The organism is Roseiarcus sp., assembly GCF_049514155.1.
Taxonomy (GTDB): Bacteria; Pseudomonadota; Alphaproteobacteria; order Rhizobiales; family Beijerinckiaceae; genus Roseiarcus.
In genome coordinates this window covers 1-18,509 of the sequence record NZ_JBEKVH010000027.1, presented here as the reverse complement: position 1 = coordinate 18,509, position 18,509 = coordinate 1, and the positions used below count along the sequence as shown (strand labels likewise).

14 protein-coding genes are annotated in these 18,509 nt (G+C 67.8%); 9 read left to right on the top strand and 5 right to left on the bottom strand.

Annotated elements, in window-relative coordinates:
* Nucleotides 1–42: 42 nt before the first annotated feature.
* The gene (parC, locus tag ABSF49_RS06235; protein ID WP_424111768.1) at nucleotides 43–2,295 is read right to left on the bottom strand and encodes a DNA topoisomerase IV subunit A; all 2,253 of its coding nucleotides are present in this window, start codon (nucleotides 2,293–2,295) and stop codon (nucleotides 43–45) included.
* A 140-nt stretch (nucleotides 2,296–2,435) separates the two neighbouring features.
* Between parC and ABSF49_RS06230 the strand changes: the two genes are divergently transcribed.
* From ABSF49_RS06230 to ABSF49_RS06220, 3 genes are all read left to right on the top strand, one after another.
* Nucleotides 2,436–2,807 (top strand): antitoxin Xre/MbcA/ParS toxin-binding domain-containing protein, encoded by a 372-nt coding sequence (locus ABSF49_RS06230; protein ID WP_424111767.1) that lies wholly within the window; start codon nucleotides 2,436–2,438, stop codon nucleotides 2,805–2,807.
* On the top strand, nucleotides 2,804–3,286 hold the full coding sequence (locus ABSF49_RS06225; RefSeq protein WP_424111766.1) for an RES family NAD+ phosphorylase: 483 nt from the start codon (nucleotides 2,804–2,806) through the stop codon (nucleotides 3,284–3,286). The genes ABSF49_RS06230 and ABSF49_RS06225 overlap by 4 nt, the downstream gene beginning before the upstream one ends.
* Before the next feature lie 120 nt (nucleotides 3,287–3,406).
* Nucleotides 3,407–4,291, top strand: a complete 885-nt coding sequence (locus tag ABSF49_RS06220) for a restriction endonuclease (RefSeq protein WP_424111765.1) — start codon at nucleotides 3,407–3,409, stop codon at nucleotides 4,289–4,291.
* A 190-nt stretch (nucleotides 4,292–4,481) separates the two neighbouring features.
* Here the strand turns inward: ABSF49_RS06220 and ABSF49_RS06215 are convergent, their stop codons facing one another.
* The 3 genes from ABSF49_RS06215 to ABSF49_RS06205 all read right to left on the bottom strand — a co-directional run bounded on the left by ABSF49_RS06215 (nucleotide 4,482) and on the right by ABSF49_RS06205 (nucleotide 6,441).
* Nucleotides 4,482–4,715 (bottom strand): hypothetical protein, encoded by a 234-nt coding sequence (locus ABSF49_RS06215; RefSeq protein WP_424111764.1) that lies wholly within the window; start codon nucleotides 4,713–4,715, stop codon nucleotides 4,482–4,484.
* A 183-nt stretch (nucleotides 4,716–4,898) separates the two neighbouring features.
* Complete coding sequence (locus ABSF49_RS06210; RefSeq protein WP_424111763.1) at nucleotides 4,899–5,177, bottom strand: sarcosine oxidase subunit delta; 279 nt, start codon at nucleotides 5,175–5,177, stop codon at nucleotides 4,899–4,901.
* 13 nt (nucleotides 5,178–5,190) lie between these two features.
* Nucleotides 5,191–6,441, bottom strand: a complete 1,251-nt coding sequence (locus tag ABSF49_RS06205) for a sarcosine oxidase subunit beta family protein (protein WP_424111762.1) — start codon at nucleotides 6,439–6,441, stop codon at nucleotides 5,191–5,193.
* 202 nt (nucleotides 6,442–6,643) lie between these two features.
* Between ABSF49_RS06205 and ABSF49_RS06200 the strand changes: the two genes are divergently transcribed.
* Nucleotides 6,644–7,216 carry a hypothetical protein gene (locus ABSF49_RS06200; protein WP_424111761.1) on the top strand — a complete coding sequence of 191 codons (573 nt, stop codon included), beginning with the start codon at nucleotides 6,644–6,646 and terminating at the stop codon, nucleotides 7,214–7,216.
* On the opposite strand, the gene mtnA is transcribed toward ABSF49_RS06200, so the two are convergent.
* Entirely contained in the window at nucleotides 7,203–8,300 is a 1,098-nt protein-coding gene (gene mtnA, locus ABSF49_RS06195; RefSeq protein ID WP_424111760.1) for an S-methyl-5-thioribose-1-phosphate isomerase, read from the bottom strand. The genes ABSF49_RS06200 and mtnA overlap by 14 nt on opposite strands.
* A 141-nt stretch (nucleotides 8,301–8,441) precedes the next feature.
* Here mtnA and ABSF49_RS06190 point away from each other — a divergent pair, with 141 nt between their 5' ends.
* The 5 genes from ABSF49_RS06190 to glgX form a co-directional block, all read left to right on the top strand.
* Entirely contained in the window at nucleotides 8,442–10,925 is a 2,484-nt protein-coding gene (locus ABSF49_RS06190; protein ID WP_424111759.1) for a glycogen/starch/alpha-glucan phosphorylase, read from the top strand.
* Between the two features lie 15 nt (nucleotides 10,926–10,940).
* A complete protein-coding gene (gene glgB, locus ABSF49_RS06185; RefSeq protein ID WP_424111758.1) occupies nucleotides 10,941–13,166 on the top strand; it encodes a 1,4-alpha-glucan branching protein GlgB in 2,226 nt (741 codons plus the stop codon).
* A gap of 44 nt (nucleotides 13,167–13,210) precedes the next feature.
* The gene (glgC, locus tag ABSF49_RS06180) at nucleotides 13,211–14,494 is read left to right on the top strand and encodes a glucose-1-phosphate adenylyltransferase (protein ID WP_424111757.1); all 1,284 of its coding nucleotides are present in this window, start codon (nucleotides 13,211–13,213) and stop codon (nucleotides 14,492–14,494) included.
* Nucleotides 14,491–15,945: a glycogen synthase GlgA gene (gene glgA / locus ABSF49_RS06175; RefSeq protein WP_424111756.1), complete on the top strand. Its 1,455-nt coding sequence runs from the start codon at nucleotides 14,491–14,493 to the stop codon at nucleotides 15,943–15,945. The genes glgC and glgA overlap by 4 nt, the downstream gene beginning before the upstream one ends.
* The coding region (glgX, locus tag ABSF49_RS06170) for a glycogen debranching protein GlgX (RefSeq protein ID WP_424111755.1) at nucleotides 15,942–18,509 on the top strand (2,568 nt) is incomplete at its 3' end. The genes glgA and glgX, both read left to right, overlap by 4 nt.

The window sequence follows — 18,509 nt, the reverse complement described above, 5'->3', positions numbered from 1 at the left end:
GGCTGAAAGGCAAGACAGGCGGCTGGCGTTGCGACAACGGCCTCAACCCTCGAAGCGGTTCGACTTGTTGAACCCCTTGGGCGGCAGGCGGCCCGCCTCGGCGCGCGTGCCGATCCAGTCCTTGAGCTCGGACTTGGAGACGGTGAACGTGCGCTCCGCCGAATCGCGCCAAGTCATGCCGTCGGCGAGCTTGAACACGCGCGCGTCGGAAATGCCGCCGTCCTTGTAGCGCTGCAGCCGGACGCCCTTGCCGCGCGCCATTTCCGGCACCTGGTTGAGCGGGAAGACGAGCAGCTTGCGGTTTTCGCCGATCGTCGCGACGTGGTCGCCGGCGGCGGCCGTGACCAGCTTGACCTCCGCCGGCGCGTCGACATTCATCACCGCCCTGCCCTTGCGGGTCGCCGACAGCATGTCGTCCTGGCCGACGACGAAGCCGCGACCATCGGTGGTGGCGATCAACAGCTTCTCGCCGGCGGCGTAGGGCCACGCCGCGACGATGTCGGCTGTCTCGTCGAGGTCGGCCATCAGCCGGATCGGCTCGCCGGCGCCGCGGCCGCCCGGCAGCTTGGCGGCGTCGAGGGTGAAGGCCTTGCCGTCCGTCGCCAGCACCAGGATCTTCGACGTCGTCTCGGTGAAGAACGAGGTCATCAATGCGTCCTCGCCCTTGAAGGTCGCGCCGGCGAGATCGGCGACGTGGCCCTTCAGCGCGCGGATCCAGCCCTTCTGCGAAATGAGGATCGTCACCGGCTCGCGCTCGATCAGCGCCTCGGCGAGTTCGATCTCGATCTCTTTAGGCGTCTCGAAGGTGGTGCGCCGCTTGCCGAGCTTGGTGTCCGGCCCGAATTTCTTTCTGACGTCGCGGATCTCGTAGGCGACCGCCTGCCATTGCTTCTTTTCGCTGGCGAGCAGCGTCTCGATCGAGCCCTTCTCCGCCTCCAGATCCTTCCGCTCCTTGCGCAGCGCCATCTCCTCGAGCCGCCGCAGCGAACGCAGGCGGGTGTCGAGGATGTAATTGGCCTGGGTCTCGGTGAGCGCGAAGCGCGCCATCAGCGCCGCCTTCGGCTCGTCGTCCTCGCGCACGATGCGGATGACCTCGTCGAGGTTGAGGAAGACGATGATCATCCCCGCCAGCAGCTCGAGCCGGCGGTCGATTGCGGCGAGGCGATGGGCGGAGCGGCGCTTGAGGACGGCGCGGCGGTGGTCGAGCCATTGCTGCAGCGCGTCGCCGAAACCGACGACGCGCGGCGTCACGCCGTCGACCAGCACGTTGAGATTGACCGGAATGCGCGTCTCGAGCTCGCTGAGTTTGTAAAGCTGCTCCATCATCATCGCCGGGTCGATCGTGCGGCTCTTCGGCTCGAGCACGACGCGCACGTCCTCGGTCGATTCGTCGCGGACGTCGCCGAGCAGATGGGCTTTGCGCTCGCTGAGCAGCGTCGCGAGCTGCTCGATCAGCCGCGACTTCTGCACGCCGTAGGGAATCTCGGTGACGACCACGACCCAGCCGCCGCGCGTGGCGTCCTCACGCTCCCAACGGGCGCGCAGGCGGAAGCCGCCGCGGCCGGTGCGGTAGGTCTCGGCGATCGACGCCGGATCGTCGATGACGATCCCCCCGGTCGGAAAGTCCGGTCCTGGCGCGAAGCTGAGCAGCGCCTCCGTCTCGGCCTTCGGGTGGGCGATCAGATAGAGCGCCGCGTCGCAGAGCTCGGCGACGTTGTGCGGCGGGATCGAGGTCGCCATGCCGACCGCGATGCCCTGCGCGCCGTTGGCGAGCAGGTTGGGGATCGCCGACGGCAGGACGATCGGCTCCTTCGTGTCGCCGGAATAATTGTCGCGCCAATCGACCGCTTCTTCGTCGACGCCTTCGAGCAGCAGGCGCGCGACGTCGGTCATGCGCGCTTCGGTGTAGCGATAGGCGGCGGCGCCGTCGCCGTCGATGTTGCCGAAATTGCCCTGCCCGTCGATCAGCGGATAGCGCGAGGCGAAATCCTGGGCGAGGCGCACCAGCGCTTCATAGATCGCCTGGTCGCCGTGGGGATGGAACGAACCCATCACGTCGCCGACGATCTTGGCGCATTTCTTGAACGCCGTGCCGGGATCGAGCTTGAGGATGTGCATGCCGTAGAGGATGCGGCGATGGACGGGCTTCAGCCCGTCGCGCGCGTCCGGCAGCGCGCGGCCGGTGATGGTCGAGAGCGCATAGGCGAGATAGCGCTCTTCGAGCGCCTCGCGCAGCGGAACGTCGATCGCCGCCGCCGGCGGGGGCGGCGGCGGAGGAGCGAGGGTTTTGGCCATGGCGACGGGTTAGCGGAGGCGGCGAGTCGCGACAAGGGAAAGCGCCGCGCGGTCCGCCGGCCATCGTCGGCAGCCCTTGCCAATCGATTCGGCGCGCCTCATATTTCATCCCAAGGTTGGGTCATTTGACGAGGCGGCTAATGGACGAGACCACGAAAGCTTTTCTGGCCGACGTGATCGATGCTGACGGCTTCGTCGCGCCGAAAGGTTTGAGCGGCGAGCTGCGCATTACTAAGGGTGAGCTGGCGGTCGCGGCCGGCCTGTCGCGCGACGCCGTCTCCAAAACCGCGCGGTTGAAGGCGGGCCCGACGCAGGCGCGCCTACGTGACGTCGCCGAGATCATCAACCGCGTTCTGCCGTGGGCGGGGTCGGCGCCGCAGGCGTTCGCCTGGTATCGCTCGCAACCCCTGCCCTCTTTCGGCGATCGTACCGCCGAAGACCTGGTCAAGGAGGGGCGGGCCGAGGCGGTGAAGGCGTATCTCAGCCGCATATCCGTTGGCGGCTACGCGTGAGGCTGCGCGGGGTCGCCTGGCGCGCGCATAATCCGCGTTGGGCCTTCGACCCCGCTTCGGGGAGAGGCGCAGCGTTGTACGGCGGGCGTTTCAATCGGCCAGGCAGGCCGACGCTGTACGCCTCGATGCGCTTCGAGACCGCGTGGCTCGAAGCGCAGCAGGCCTTCCCCTTCAAGGCGCAGCCGATGACTTTATGCGGCTACGATGTCGATTGCGAAGACGTCGTCGATCTCACCGACTCCGCGACCCTCGCCGCGCTCGGCGTCGACCACGCCACGCTCGCCTGTCCCTGGGAGAGTCTCGCCGACCGCCTGATCGCGGAGGGGCGCGCGGGGATTGTCGCGCCGAGCTTCGCTTTCGGCGCGACCGGCGCCGACGTCAATGCGATCTTCTGGCGCTGGGGCCCCGACCCGCCGCATCAGGTGCGGGTCATCGACGACGCCGGCCGATTGCCGAAGAACGACGCGTCATGGCGATGAAGCGGAAATGGCCGCAATGCCCGTGTCCCATCGCGGCTCATGAGATCTTTGGGAAGCTCAGCGTTGGCGCGTTTAATCACCTTCTGATTTGCGGTACGGTGACTCCTGGGAAGCAGGACAATGGCCTCAAGAAATCAAAACGGCAACCACGTCGTTGTCCCACAGTTCTACGAGTTTCACTGGCCCGTCCTTTGTGCGCTGAAGGAAACTGGCGGGTCCGCGTCGATTGCGGAAATGGTCGATCGTGTCGCAGCGGACATGAAGTTGCCAGACGATGTGCTTGCCGTACCCCACGGCGACGGGTCTCAGTCCGAGGTCGAGTATCGAGTCGCGTGGGCGCGGACGTACTTGAAGAAGGTCGGCGCGATCGACAACAGTGATCGCGGAATTTGGACGCTGACGGCCAAAGGCCGCAGCTTCACCAAAAAGGACGCGGCCGACGTCGTTCGTCTCGTTCGCGGCGCAAGATCGGCGCCCGCGCCCAAGCACAAAGCCGAGGAGATCGCGCCGCCGGACAGCACGGATGGCCAGACGGAAACGAACGGCGTCAATTGGAAAGAGACCCTGCTTGGCATTCTTAAGGGGATACCGCCTGACGCCTTTGAGAGGTTGTGCCAGCGCGTGCTTCGAGAGAGCGGCTTCACAAAGGTCGAAGTCACCGGCCGCTCAGGCGATGGCGGCATCGATGGCGCGGGCGTTCTTCGGATGAACTTGGTGTCGTTTCACGTACTGTTTCAGTGCAAGCGCTGGAAGGATGCAGTTTCGTCGGCGACGATTCGCGACTTTCGAGGAGCTATGATTGGCCGCGCAGACAAGGGACTGGTCATCACGACCGGCCGGTTCACCGCCGACGCGCAACGGGAAGCCGTTCGCGACGGCGCGCCGGCGATTGATCTTGTGGATGGCGAAACGCTCTGCGATCTCTTGAAGGCGCTCCGACTCGGCGTCGAAGTTCGAAACGTCGAAGTGATTGAAGTCCATCCGGACCGGTTAAACGCGATATAGCGACCAACGGCTCGCGCCGCCGCCACCAAACGACGGCGGAACATCGGCCGGTCGGCGCGCTCGCGGCCGCCCGGGACGGCGCGAGCGCGTTTGCGCGCGCCGCGCCTACGCCGTCGCCGCGCCTGGATTGTCCCACCCGCCGCCGACGGCGATCAGCGCGTCGACTTCGCCGGGCCCCCAAGTCCCGCGCTTATAGCGGATGGGCTCTCGGGTGAACCTTGAGGATCGGCTCGACCGCCGCCGCCCAGGCGGCCTCGACCGCGTCCTCCCGGGTGAACAGCGCGCCCTCGCCCGCCATCGCGTCGCCCAGCAACCGCGTATAGGCGCTCTGCTCGCCGGGCCGTTCGTCGCGAACGCCGGCTCGCGCTGCTCGCCGACGAAGTCGTGACCGGGCGGCTTGACTTGCGCGCGATCTCGGGCCCAAACCCAATGCCGCCCGCTTCTCCCGTCGTTCCTGACGTGCGCCGTGCGCGGCGCTCCGCGCACGACGAGGGATGGGCGCCGGCGCCCGTCTTTCAGTTCACGCGCGCAATTTACGCGCCGCCTCGTTTTGAGGCGTCAAAGGGCCTCGAAGGACACCCCACTATGAAATCCATGCACCCGCGCCCTACCCGGCCGCCGGCCGCGATTCGCCGATCTTGTAGGTCGCCAGGATGCGGTCGCTCGCCGTGTCGCGCCGGCAATTGAAGAAACGGCCGCAGCCGGCGGAATGGCGCCAGCGTTCGCCGAATTCGCCCTTCGGATTGGCGCGGAAATAGAGGTAATCCGTCCATTCCGCGTCGCTCGCGGAATTGGGGTCTGGGCGGGTCAGATGCGCTTGGCCGCCGTATTTGAACTCCGCCTCCGGGCGCTCCATTTGGCAATAGGGGCAGCGGATCAACAGCATCGGCTCGGGCCCTTCAATGCGCGACGGCGGCGGCGGTCGCCTCGTTGACCAGCGCTCCGGAGCGGAAACGGTCGAGCGCGAAGGGCGCGGCGATCGGGTGCGGCTCGCCGGTCGCGAGCTGGTGGGCGAACAGATGTCCCGATCCCGGCGTCGCCTTGAAGCCGCCGGTGCCCCAGCCGCAATTGACGAACAGGCCGGGGACCGGCGTCTTGCCGATGATCGGCGAGCGATCGGGCGTCGTGTCGACGATGCCGCCCCAGTTGCGCATCATTCTCAGCCGCGAGGCGATCGGGAACAGCTCGCAGATCGCTTCGAGCGTCGCCGAGGCGATGTGCAGTCCGCCGGTCTGGCTGTAGGAGACGTAGGCGTCGGTGCCCGCGCCGATCACCAGCTCGCCCTTGTCCGACTGCGACATGTAGGCGTGGATGGCGTTGGACATCGCCACGCAGGGCATGACCGGCTTCAGCGGCTCGGAGACCAGGGCCTGGAGCGGATAGGATTCGATCGGCAGCCGCACCCCGGCCATGCCCGCCACGACGCTCGAGTGGCCGGCGACGACGATTCCGAGCGTCTTGGTCGCGATCGCGCCGCGCGTCGTCTCGACGCCGCTGACCGCGCCGGTCGCGTCGCGACGGATGGCGACGACCTCGCAATTCTCGACGATGTCGACGTCGAGCGCGCTTGCCGCGCGCGCGAAGCCCCAGGCGACGGCGTCGTGGCGCGCCGTGCCGCCGCTGCGTTGCAGCGCCGCGCCGCGCACCGGATAGCGGATGCCGGGATCGATGTTGAGGATCGGGCAGAACGCCTTCGCCTGCTCGGGCGTCACCCATTCGCCGTCGATGCCGGCGAGCCGGTTGGCGTGAATCTGGCGTTTGAGCGCCGCCTCCTCGTGGCGGCTGTGGGCGAGCTGCAGCACGCCGCGCGGCGAGAACATCACGTTGTAGTTGAGCGCCTCGGCGAGCGTTTTCCACAGCTTATGCGCGTGGCCGTAGATCGCCTCCGACGCCTCCCACAGATAGTTGGAGCGGACGATCGTCGTGTTGCGTCCGGTGTTGCCGCCGCCGAGCCAGCCTTTTTCGAGCACGGCGACGTTGGCGAGGCCGTGCTCCTTGGCGAGGTAATAGGCCGCAGCGAGGCCATGGCCGCCGCCGCCGACGATCACAATGTCGTAGGCGGGCTTCGGCTCGGGGGAGCGCCACTGCGGCGTCCAGCCCTGGTGGCCGGTCACCGCCTGGCGCGCGAGGCTGGCGAAGGAGAATTTCACCGTTCAGCCCTCTCCCGGCCGGGCGACGCGCCCCGCCGCCGTCGGCCTATCCGGTTTGCCGTAACGCGGCAACGTCGGCGGCGTCGCAGGACCAATTTTGCCTCTTGGCGCGGCGCGGCGGCGGCTCCAATATGACGCATTCCCGCGCGGCGCCCAATTTTCGGACGCCACGCGGGCCTGCGCTCCCACTATGGCCAGAAACATGAGCGATGATTTCCGCCGCCCGGTTCCCCTCGCCCTCGCCGCGCTGGCGATCGTCGGTTGGCTGCTGGTCTCCTATTTCTGGTCTCAGGCCGCAGATTTGCGTACGCAGATGGACGACGGGCTGAAGCGCGCCGAGCTCGCGCGCGAGGGCCTGGCCGCCGACCTGCAGAACCTGCAGAAGGCCGCCGGCGCCGCCGCCGATCTCGACAAGCAGGCGAAGGACGCCCAGGCGGCGCTGGCCGAAGCGGTCTCGGCGCGCGCCGCGGCGCAGAATGAGCTCGCTGAACTGACCAAGCAGATCAGCGAAGCCAAGCTCGCCGTCTCGGGCGCACAGGAAGAGGCCGGCGCCAAGACCCGCGACCTCCAATCGGTCGACGCCAAGCTGCAGGGGGAAAACGACCAGCTCGGCGTCGTCGAGGGCCAGATCACCGCCGCGCAGGCGAAATACGCCGACCTCGATCGACAGATCGAAGACGCCACCCGCCGCCTCAGCGATTTGCAGAGCCAGGTCGACACGCTCCAGCAGGCGGTCGACGCCGCCAAGGCGGCGCAGGAGGCTAAGCCGAAATAGGCGCGCGGCCGAAAGCGCGCGCGAGCGCGGCGGTCTCGGCGGCGACGATTCCGCGGTCGGTGACGAAGCCGTCGATCAGTTCGGCCGGGGTTACGTCGAAAGCCGGATTGATCGCATCGGCCCCGAACGGCGTCACCGCGACTCGCGCGACGCGTCCGTCGTCGAGGCGGCCGACGACATGCGTCACCTCCTCGGCCGACCGCTCCTCGATCGGGATTTCGGCGAGGCCGTCGCTGATCGTCCAGTCGAAGGTCGGGCCCGGCGCGGCGACAAAGAACGGCACGTCGTTTGCGCGCGCCGCCAGCGCCTTGAGGTAGGTGCCGATCTTGTTGGCGGCGTCGCCGCGCGCGGTGACGCGGTCGGCCCCGACGATCACGAGGTCGATTTGACCGCGCTGCATGAGATGGCCGCCGGCGTTGTCGACGATCACCGTGTAGGGCACGCCGTGCTGGCCAAGCTCGAACGCCGTGAGCGCCGCGCCCTGGTTGCGCGGCCGCGTCTCGTCGACGAACACGCGCAGCGGAACGCCGCGGTCGTGCGCCATGTAGATCGGCGCCGTCGCCGTGCCCCAGTCGACGGTGGCGAGCCAACCGGCATTGCAATGCGTGAGGATGGCGACCGGCCGGCCGAGCTGGCGATGAAGCGACTCGATCAGCGGCAGGCCGGCTTCGCCGATGCGACGATTTAGCGCGACGTCCTCGTCGCAGATCGCTTCGGCGCGCGCCCAGGCCGCCGCGGCGCGCTCGCCTGGCGGCAGCGGCGCGACGACGGCGCTGACGTCGTCGAGCGCGTGGCGCAAGTTGACGGCGGTCGGCCGGGTCGCCGCCAACGCGCGATAGCCTGCTTCGAGCGCGGCGTCGTCTGCGGCGCGGCGCAGGGCGAGCGCAAGGCCGAACGCCGCCGTCGCCCCGATCAGCGGGGCGCCGCGCACGACCATGGTCCTGATCGCTTCCGCGGCCGCCTCGAGGCTGTCGATCCGCCGCGTTGCGAAGCGGTGCGGCAGCAAGGTCTGGTCGATTGCCTCGATCGCGTCGCCCCCGGCCGTCGGCCAGATCGCGCGATAGGCGCGTCCGTCGATCCTCATCGCTCCGCCTCGCCGGCAAGGCGCGGACGCGCAAGGCGAATTGTCCCATTCCGCGGCATTTGGCGCTTAACCGACGACATTGAGAAGATTCCCATCCGTGTTAGAAACGATCATACGACGGCGCTCCGGAAAGGAACAAACATGGACCAGCAGACGCCCACCGCGACCTTCGCGGCGCTGCCGGCCGTACGCAATTACACGGCGGATGAGCTGAAAGCGGCGGTTCTCGCCAAGCTGACCTACTCGGTCGGCAAGAACAGCGTGGCCGCCAGCCCGCGTGACTGGTTCCTCGCCGTCGCTTTCGCCACCCGCGACATCGTCGTCGAACGCTGGATCGCCTCGACCAACGCCGTCTACGGCGACGGCCGCAAGCGCGTCTACTACCTGTCGCTCGAATTTCTGATCGGCCGTTTGCTCTATGACGCGATCGCCAATCTCGGCATCGTCGAGCCGATGACCGCGGCGCTGTCGCAGCTCGGTCTCGACTTGGCGCATCTGAGGAAGCTGGAATCCGACGCCGCGCTCGGCAACGGCGGCCTCGGCCGCCTCGCCGCCTGCTTCATGGACAGCATGGCGACGTTGTCGATCGCCGCGTCCGGATACGGCATTCGTTACGACAACGGCCTCTTCCGCCAGATCATCCGCAACGGCTGGCAGCAGGAGATTCCCGAGGATTGGCTCACGCACGGCAATCCGTGGGAATTCGAGCGCCCCGAGGTCAATTACGCCATCGGTTTCGGCGGCTGGGTGGAAGCGGTCGCCGACGGCGAGGAATCCGTCCGTCACGTCTGGCACCCCGACGAGACGGTGGAGGCGATCGGTTACGACACGCCGATCGTCGGTTGGCGCGGTCGTCACGTCAACACGCTGCGACTGTGGTCGGCGCGCGCCGTCGACCCGCTGAAGCTCGACGCCTTCAACGCCGGCGACTACATCGGCGCCCTTTCGGACACCGTGCGCGCCGAGGCGATCTCCAAGGTGCTCTATCCTAGCGACGCGACCCCGGCCGGCCAGGAGCTGCGGCTGCGGCAGGAATACTTCTTCGCTTCGGCCTCGCTGCTCGATCTCGTCCGTCGCCACGTCAAACAGTTTGGCGACATCCGCACCCTGCCCGACCACGCCGCGGTTCAGCTCAACGACACGCATCCGTCGATCGCCGTCGCCGAGCTGATGCGCATTCTCGTCGACCTCAACCGCATCGACTGGGAGGAAGCGTGGGAGATCACCAAGAAGGTCTTCTCTTACACCAACCACACGCTCCTGCCCGAGGCGCTGGAGAGCTGGCCGGTGCCGCTGATGGAACGGCTGCTGCCGCGTCACATGCAGATCATCTACCTCATCAACGCGACCCATCTCGACGGCGCGCGCAAGAGTGGACTCGGCGATCCTATTTTGCTCTCGGCCGTTTCGTTGATTGACGAGCAAGGCGGCCGGCGCGTGCGGATGGGCAGCCTCGCCTTCGTCGGCTCGCACAAGATCAACGGCGTTTCGGCGCTGCACACCGAACTGATGCGCCAAACTGTGTTCCGCGACCTCGACCTCGTCTGTCCTGGCCGCATCGTCAACAAAACCAACGGCATCACATTCCGCCGTTGGCTGATCGAGTGCAATCCGCGGCTGACGAAAATCGTCACCGCGGTCGCCGGCGAGCGGGCGCTCGAGGATCCCAACGCGCTGCGCGAACTCACCCGCCACGCCGACGATGCGGCGCTGCAGGAGCAGGTCGCCCTCGCTCGGCGCGCCAACAAGGTCGATCTCGCCCGCGTGATCGCCGAGACGCTCAACCTGCGCGTCGATCCCGACGCGCTGTTCGACGTGCACGTCAAGCGCATCCACGAATACAAGCGGCAACTGCTCAACATTCTCGAGACGATCGCCCGCTACAACACCATCCGCGCCAATCCGACCATCGACTTCGCGCCGCGCGTGAAGATCTTCGCCGGCAAGGCGGCCGCGAGCTACACCCAGGCCAAGCTGATCATCAAGTTGGCGATCGACGTCGCCCGCGTCGTCAATTCCGACCCGACGGTGCGCGGCCTGCTCAAGGTCGTCTTCCTGCCGAACTACAACGTCTCGCTGGCCGAGACGATCATGCCTGCGGTCGATCTCTCCGAGCAGATTTCGACCGCCGGGATGGAGGCGTCGGGCACCGGCAACATGAAGATGGCGTTGAACGGCGCGCTGACCGTCGGCACGCTCGACGGCGCCAATGTCGAGCTCAAGGAACTCGTCGGCGACGACAACATCTTCATCTTCGGGTTGACCGCGGCGGAGGTCGAGGCGGCGCGCGCGATCGGCATTGATTCCAGCGGGCGCATCGCCGCGTCGCCGATCCTGCGCGGCGCAGTGGACGAGGTCGCCGCCGGCGTCTTCTCGCCCGACGATCGCAGCCGCTATCGCAGCCTGGTCGACACCCTCACCCATCACGACTACTTCATGGTCTGCGCCGACTTCGAAGCCTATTGGGCGACGCAGTTGCGGATCGACCAAGCCTGGCGCGACAAGAAGCGATGGCGGCGCTCGAGCATTCTCAACACCGGCAATGTCGGCTGGTTTTCGTCCGACCGCACCATCGCCGAATATGCGAGCGAGATATGGAACGCGCCGTTCCGGCCGCTCGCCTGATTTCAGGGGGGCGACATGGGTAAAGTGGCCGAGTTCGGGGCGCGCGACGAGGACGGCTGGCGGGCGAAGGCGGCCGACATCGAAGCGATCGCTTCGGCGCGTCACGCCGATCCGTTCGCCATCCTGGGGCCACACCTGACGCGTGCAGGTTGGGCGATCCGCGCTTTCGCGCCCGACGTCGTCGCCGTCAGGGCGGTGACGCGCGACGGCGCGCCGCTTGCCGAATTCGTGCGCCGCTCGGGCGATTTTTTCGAGGCGCTCGCGCCCAAAGACAGCGAGCGCCCCGCCTACAGATTGGAGCTGACGCGCGCCGACGGGGTCGAGATCGTCGACGATCCCTACGCCTTCGGTCCGGTGCTCGGGCCCCTGGACGAGCACCTGCTGGTCGAGGGCGCGCACCGCCAGCTTTATATGCGCCTGGGCGCGCAGCTCAGTCGCCACGAAGGCGTCGACGGCGTCGCTTTCGCCGTCTGGGCCCCCCACGCGGCCCGCGTCTCGGTGGTCGGCGACTTCAACCGTTGGGATGGACGGCGGGCGCAGATGCGTAAGCGCATCGACAGCGGCCTGTGGGAAGTGTTCATTCCCGGCCTCGGCGCCGGCGCGGTCTACAAATACGAGATTCTCGGCCCGGACGGCGTCCTGTTGCCGCTCAAGGCCGATCCGTTCGGCTACGCGGCCGAAATGAGGCCCTCGACCGCCTCGGTCGTCGCCGACACCGCGCATTACCAGTGGAGCGACGCCGACTATCTCGAACGCCGGCGGCAGGGCGAACCGCGACGCAAGCCGATGGCGATCCTCGAGGTCCATCTCGGTTCGTGGCGGCGCGGCCCCGACAATCGCTTCCTCACTTACGATGAACTCGCCGACCAGCTCATCCCCTACGCCGCCGACCTCGGCTTCACCCATCTCGAGCTGCTGCCGATCACCGAGCATCCGCTCGACGAGTCGTGGGGCTATCAACCGATTGGCCTGTTCGCGCCGACGCGCCGCCACGGCGCGCCGGACGGTTTCGCCCGCTTCGTCGATCGCGCCCATGCCGCCGGGCTCGGAATCATCCTCGATTGGGTTCCCGCCCATTTCCCGACCGACGCGCACGGGCTCGCGTGGTTCGACGGCGGTCCGCTCTATGAGCACCCCGATCCGCGTCGCGGCTTCCACCCCGACTGGAACACCGCCATTTACGACTATGGTCGACACGAGGTCGCCAATTTCCTATACGCCAGCGCGCTCTATTGGATCGACCGTTTCCACATCGACGGCCTGCGCGTCGACGCGGTCGCCTCGATGCTCTATCTCGACTATTCGCGAAAGCCCGGCGAGTGGTTGCCCAACGCCGAGGGCGGCAACGAGAACCGCGACGCGATCGCCTTCCTCAAGCGCGCCAACGAGCTCGTCTACGGCGCGGCGCCCGGCGCGGTGACGATCGCCGAGGAATCGACCGCCTTCGCCGGCGTCTCGCGCCCTACCGATTCCGGCGGCCTCGGCTTCGGCTTCAAGTGGAACATGGGCTGGATGCATGACACGCTCGATTACGTGTCGCGCGATCCGATCTATCGCCGCTGGAGCCACGACAAGCTGACGTTCGGCCTGCTCTACGCCTTCGCCGAAAACTTCATCCTGCCGATCTCGCACGACGAAGTCGTCCACGGCAAAGGCTCGCTCGTCGGCAAGATGCCCGGCGACGAATGGCAACGCTTCGCCAACGTCCGCGCCTATCTCGGCTTCATGTGGGGCCATCCGGGCAAGAAGCTCTTGTTCATGGGCCAGGAATTCGGCCAGACGACGGAGTGGAACGTCCACGAGCCGCTGCCGTGGTGGCTGCTCGACCATTGGCCGCATCAGGGCGTGCAGGCGCTGACGCGGAACCTCAACAGTCTTTATCGCGAAACGCCGGCCCTCTATGCCCGCGATTGCGAGTCGGAAGGGTTCCGCTGGATCGTCGTCAACGACGACGCCCAATCGGTGTTCGCGTTCCTGCGGATGGGCGAGGCCAACGATCCGCCGGTCGCGGTCGTGTGCAATTTCACGCCCGAGGTGCGCTACGCCTACCGCATTGGCCTGCCGCTCGCCGGCGCATGGCGCGAGGCGCTCAACACCGACGCGCAGGACTACGGCGGCTCCAACGTCGGCAATCTCGGCCGCGTCATCGCCGAGCCGCGCCCGTTGCATGGCCTGCCGGCCTCCGCGGCGCTGACTCTGCCGCCGCTGGCGACGTTGTTCTTGACCTACGAGGACCAATGAGACCTCGCGACAAACGACATGACGACCACCGGGAGGAGTGAACGATGGCCGCGAAGGATTTGAAACCCGACCCGCCGGTCAGCGCGCCCTACGCGCGCCACACCATGGCCTACGTGCTCGCCGGCGGGCGAGGCAGTCGGCTGCTGGAGCTGACCGATCGGCGCGCCAAGCCAGCCGTCTATTTCGGCGGCAAATCGCGGATCATCGACTTCGCCCTTTCGAATGCGCTCAATTCCGGCATTCGCCGCATCGCGGTGGCGACACAGTACAAGGCGCACAGCCTGATCCGTCACCTGCAACGCGGCTGGAACTTCCTCAGGCCCGAGCGCAACGAGAGCTTCGACATCCTTCCGGCGTCGCAGCGCGTCTCGGAGACGCTCTGGTATCTCGGCACCGCCGACGCCGTCTATCAGAACATCGACATCATCGAGAGCTACGCGCCGCTCTACATGGTCGTGCTCGCCGGCGACCATATCTACAAAATGGACTACGAGAAGATGCTGCAGCAGCACGTCGATTCGAACGCCGACGTGACGGTGGGCTGCCTCGAGACGTCGCTGCGGGAGGCGCAGGATTTCGGCGTCATGGCCGTCGACGAGCAAGACTGCATCCTCTCTTTCTCCGAGAAGCCGAAGAATCCACCGCCGATGCCGGGCAAGCCCGACGCCGCGCTGTGCAGCATGGGCATCTACGTATTCGAGACCAAGTTCCTCATCGAACAGCTGCACCGCGACGCGGCCGATCCGAATTCGGCTCACGATTTCGGCAAGGACATCATTCCCTACCTCGTCGCCAACGGAAAAGCGGTCGCGCATCATTTCACCCGCTCCTGCGTCGTCGCCAACAAGGAGGCGCACGTCTACTGGCGCGATGTCGGCACGGTCGACGCCTATTGGGCGGCCAACGTCGACCTGACCGACATCGTCCCCGACCTCGACCTCTACGATCGCGCTTGGCCGATCTGGACCTACGGCGAGATCACGCCGCCGGCGAAGTTTGTCCACGACGTCGACGGCCGGCGCGGCGTCGCGGTGTCGTCGCTCGTCTCGGGCGGCTGCATCCTCTCCGGCGCGGCGGTGTCGCGCTCGCTGCTGTTCACCGGCGTCAGAGTGCACTCCTATTCGACCGTCCACGAGGCGGTGGTGTTGCCCTACGCGCAGATCGGCCGCGGGGCGCGGGTCAAGAAGGCGGTGATCGACTCCGGCGTCATCATTCCCGACGGGCTGGTGGTCGGCGAGGACCCGGTTCTCGACGCCAAGCGGTTTCGTCGCACGGAGGGCGGCGTGACGCTGATCACCCAGCCGATGCTCGACAAGATGGCGAAATGACCGCAATCGCCGTCCTTTCCGTCGCCTCCGAGATCTTTCCGCTGATCAAGACCGGCGGTCTGGCTGACGTCGTCGGCGCGCTGCCGACGGCGTTGGCGCGCGAGGACGTCGCCATCCGCACCCTGCTGCCCGGCTATAGGCCGGTCGTCGCCAAGCTCGAATCCGCCGAGCCGGCGCGCGCCTACGCCAACCTGTTCGGCGGGCCGGCGCGGGTGCTCGCCGGCCGCGCCGCCGGGCTCGATCTTTTCGTGCTCGACGCCCCGCACCTCTTCGATCGTGTCGGCAACCCCTATCTCGGCCCCGACGGGCGCGACTGGGGCGACAACGCCCAGCGCTTCGCCGCGCTGGCGCGGGTCGGCGCCGACCTCGCCAAAGGCGCGGTCGCCGGCTATGCGCCCGACGTCGTCCATGCCCACGATTGGCAGGCCGCGCTGACGCCGGTCTATCTGCATTACGACGGCGGCCCGCGTCCGAAGACGATCGTCACCATCCACAATATCGCTTTCCAGGGTCATTTCCCCGCCTCGATTCTCAGCGCGATCGGCCTGCCCGCGAGTGCGATGTCGATCGACGGGGTCGAGTACTTCGACGGCGTCGGCTACCTCAAAGGCGGCCTGCAGTTCGCCGACCGCATCACCACAGTCTCGCCGACCTACGCGCGCGAAATCATGACGGCCGAGTTCGGCATGGCGCTCGACGGCCTGCTGCGGGCGCGCGCGTCCATCGTCGAAGGCATCGTCAACGGCATCGACGACTCGGTTTGGAATCCCGCCACCGATCCCGAGCTCGCCGTCAACTACAGCGCCCTGCGCATCGACATGCGCGTGCGCAACAAGGCTGCGCTGCAACAGCGCCTCGGTCTCGCCGTCTCCGCGGCGCCGCCGCTGTTCGGCGTCATTTCGCGCCTCACCCTGCAGAAAGGCCTCGACCTGCTGCTCGCGGAGACGGCGGACATCGTCGGCCGCGGCGGCCAGCTCGCGCTGCTCGGCTCGGGCGAGAAAGGCCTCGAGGCTGGGTTTCACGAGGCCGCGCGCGCCCACCCCGGCGCAGTCGCCTGTACCTTCGGCTACGACGAGGGCCTGTCGCATCTCATGCAGGCGGGCATCGACTTCATTGTCGTTCCGTCGCGCTTCGAACCCTGCGGGCTCACCCAGCTCTGCGGCCTGCGCTACGGCGCGACGCCGGTCGTCGCCCGCGTCGGCGGCCTCGCCGACACCGTGATCGACGCCAACGACGCTGCAGTTTCGGCCGGCGTCGCCACCGGATTGCAATTCGAACCGCCGACAGCGTCGGCTGTCGCGCATGCCCTCAAGCGCGCTTTCGCGCTTTACGCCGACGACGCCGCGATGCGCCGCACCCGACTCAACGGCATGCGCGCCGACGTTTCGTGGCGCGGGCCGGCCAAACGTTACGCGGCGCTCTATCGCGCCCTTGCTCGGTCTGAACGATGAACGATTCTCCCTCCGTTGAAACGCCGCTCGGCGTCGCCCTCACTACCGAAGGCGTGGAGATCGCGGTTTACTCGGCGCACGCCGCGGCGATCGATTTCTGCCTTTACGACGCGGCGGGCGAAGCGGAGATCAAGCGTCTGCGCCTGACGCGCGGCGACGACGCAATCCATCGCGGAACGCTTGCCGGCGTCGGCGCCGGCGCCCGCTATGGCCTGCGCGCCGAAGGGGCGTTCGAACCGCTGCGCGGCGACCGCTTCGATCCGTCGAAGTTGCTCGCCGACCCCTACGCCTACGCCTTCGATCGGCCGTTCAAGCTCCATCATTCGATGTTCGCCTTCGGCGAGGATAGCGGCCCCTACGCTCCCAAGGCGATTGCGCTCGCGCCGGCGGCGGGCGAGCCGGGGCGCCAGCGCGTCCCGTGGGCGGAGACGATCATCTACGAGGCCAACCTGCGCGGCCTGACCCGCCTGCGCGAGGACATCCCGACCGAAGCGCGCGCAACCTTCGCCGGCCTCGCCCATCCGGCGATGATCGAACATTTCAAACGCCTCGGCGTCACCACGATCGAGGTCATGCCGATCGACGTCTTCGTCGACGAGCGCCACCTTCCGCCGCTCGGCCTGTCGAACGCCTGGGGTTACAACCCGATCGTGCTCGGCGCCCCCGACCCGCGTCTTGCGCCGGGCGGCTGGGCCGAGGTGCGCGCCGCGACCGACGCCTTGCACGCCGCCGGCCTCGAAGTCGTGCTCGATATCGTGCTCAACCACAACGGCGAGAGCGACGAGTTGGGGCCGACCCTGTCGTTTCGCGGCCTCGACAACGCCACCTATTTCCGCCTCTTGCCCGACGATCCGGGGCGCTACGTCAACGACACCGGCTGCGGCAATTGCCTCGCGCTCGATCGCCCGCCGGTCGTCGCCATGGCGCTCGCGGCGCTCAGGCGCTGGATGACGCTCGGCGGCTTCGACGGCTTTCGTTTCGACCTCGCGGTTGCGATCGGCCGTCGCGACTGGGGCTTCGACAAGCAGGCGCCGCTATTTCAGGCGCTCGCCGCCGATCCGATCCTGTCGCAGGCCAAGATGATCGCCGAACCGTGGGATCTTGGGCCGGAAGGCTATCGGCTCGGCGATTTCCCCGACGGCTGGGGCGAATGGAACGACCGCTTCCGCGACGCCGTGCGCCATTTCTGGCGCGGCGAGCCGCGCGCCCGCGGCGAACTTGCGACCCGCATCGCCGGCTCGCGCGACGTCTTCTCCCGCGCGCCAACGGCGGCCAAGAGCGTCAACTACGTCGTCGCCCACGACGGCTTCGCCCTCGCCGACGTCGTCGCCTACGCCCACAAGCACAACGAGGCCAACGGCGAGGACAATCGCGACGGGACCGACAACAACGCTTCGTGGAACCACGGCGTCGAGGGCCCGACGGATGATCCCACGATCCTCGCCGCGCGCGCCCGCGACATGCGCAATCTACTGGCGCTGCCCTATCTCGCGCACGGCACGCCAATGCTGGCGATGGGCGCCGAGCTCGGCCACAGCCAGAGCGGCAACAACAACGCCTACGCCCAGGACAACGCGACCACCTGGATCGACTGGGCGAAGGCCGACGCGAGCCTGATCGATTTCGTCGGGCGGCTGGCGAGGATCCGCCGCGCCCATCCAGCGCTCTCGCGCCCCGTCTGGCTCGACTCCGCGCCGGTCGGCGAAGGCGGTCCAATCGACGTCGAGTGGCGCGACGCCGACGGGCCGATGACCCAGGCCTCGCAATGGGAAGCAGCCGAAGGCGACGTGCTCGTCGTCGGATTGGCGGCGCGCACGAGCAGCGGCGTCGATCGCGTCCTCGTCGCCCTCAATCGCAGTCCCGACGCTCTGCGGCTGCGTCTTCCCGACGCGCGCGCGAACAAGGCGTGGCGCGTCATCCTCGACACCAGCGACGACGCCGTCGTCGACGCCGCGCCGCCGCTCGCCGACCGGGTGCGGATCGCCGGCCGCGCGACGCTCGCGCTCGCCGAAGTCGACGCGCCGACGCCGCGCATGCGGGCGCCGACGGCGCGCGAGGTTGAATCGCTCGCCGAAGCGGCAGGCATCGCCGGCGACTGGTGGGACGTCAGCGGTCGACGGACCATCGTTGCGGCCCAGACGAAACTCGCGCTGCTGGATGCTTTGCGCCTTCCCGCCGCGACGCAGGCGCAGGTGCGCGAGAGCCTCGCCAGGCTCGTCGCCGACACCAGCGCGCGACGCCTGCCGACGACCCACGTCAGCCGCCTCGACGCGCCGCGCCTCGTGCCGCTGCGCGCCGATCCGGCCGAGCCCGCGGGGCCGATCGACGCGACGATCTTGGCCGAAGACGGCGGCGCGCTCGCGTTCCGCGCCGAGCCGGGCGAAGCGGGCCGCATCGCGCTCGCCGACGGGCGGACGATCCTCGAACGACTGATCGCGCTGCCCGACCTGCCGATCGGCCGCCACCGCCTGATCATCGACGACGTCGAATGCGCGCTCGTCGTCGCGCCCTCTGAAGCCCATCTGGCCAAAGCCGCGCAAAGGCGGCGCTTCGGCGTTTCGGCG

What these genes read in the sequence shown, in the direction of transcription:
- glgB (WP_424111758.1), top strand. Translation starts at nt 10,941, where the DNA reads ATGGGTAAAGTGGCCGAGTTCGGGGCGCGCGACGAGGACGGCTGGCGG.
- ABSF49_RS06230 (WP_424111767.1), top strand. Translation starts at nt 2,436, where the DNA reads ATGGACGAGACCACGAAAGCTTTTCTGGCCGACGTGATCGATGCTGAC.
- mtnA (WP_424111760.1), bottom strand. Translation starts at nt 8,300, where the DNA reads ATGAGGATCGACGGACGCGCCTATCGCGCGATCTGGCCGACGGCCGGG.
- ABSF49_RS06210 (WP_424111763.1), bottom strand. Translation starts at nt 5,177, where the DNA reads ATGCTGTTGATCCGCTGCCCCTATTGCCAAATGGAGCGCCCGGAGGCG.
- parC (WP_424111768.1), bottom strand. Translation starts at nt 2,295, where the DNA reads ATGGCCAAAACCCTCGCTCCTCCGCCGCCGCCCCCGCCGGCGGCGGCG.
- ABSF49_RS06200 (WP_424111761.1), top strand. Translation starts at nt 6,644, where the DNA reads ATGAGCGATGATTTCCGCCGCCCGGTTCCCCTCGCCCTCGCCGCGCTG.
- glgC (WP_424111757.1), top strand. Translation starts at nt 13,211, where the DNA reads ATGGCCGCGAAGGATTTGAAACCCGACCCGCCGGTCAGCGCGCCCTAC.
- ABSF49_RS06190 (WP_424111759.1), top strand. Translation starts at nt 8,442, where the DNA reads ATGGACCAGCAGACGCCCACCGCGACCTTCGCGGCGCTGCCGGCCGTA.
- ABSF49_RS06220 (WP_424111765.1), top strand. Translation starts at nt 3,407, where the DNA reads ATGGCCTCAAGAAATCAAAACGGCAACCACGTCGTTGTCCCACAGTTC.
- glgA (WP_424111756.1), top strand. Translation starts at nt 14,491, where the DNA reads ATGACCGCAATCGCCGTCCTTTCCGTCGCCTCCGAGATCTTTCCGCTG.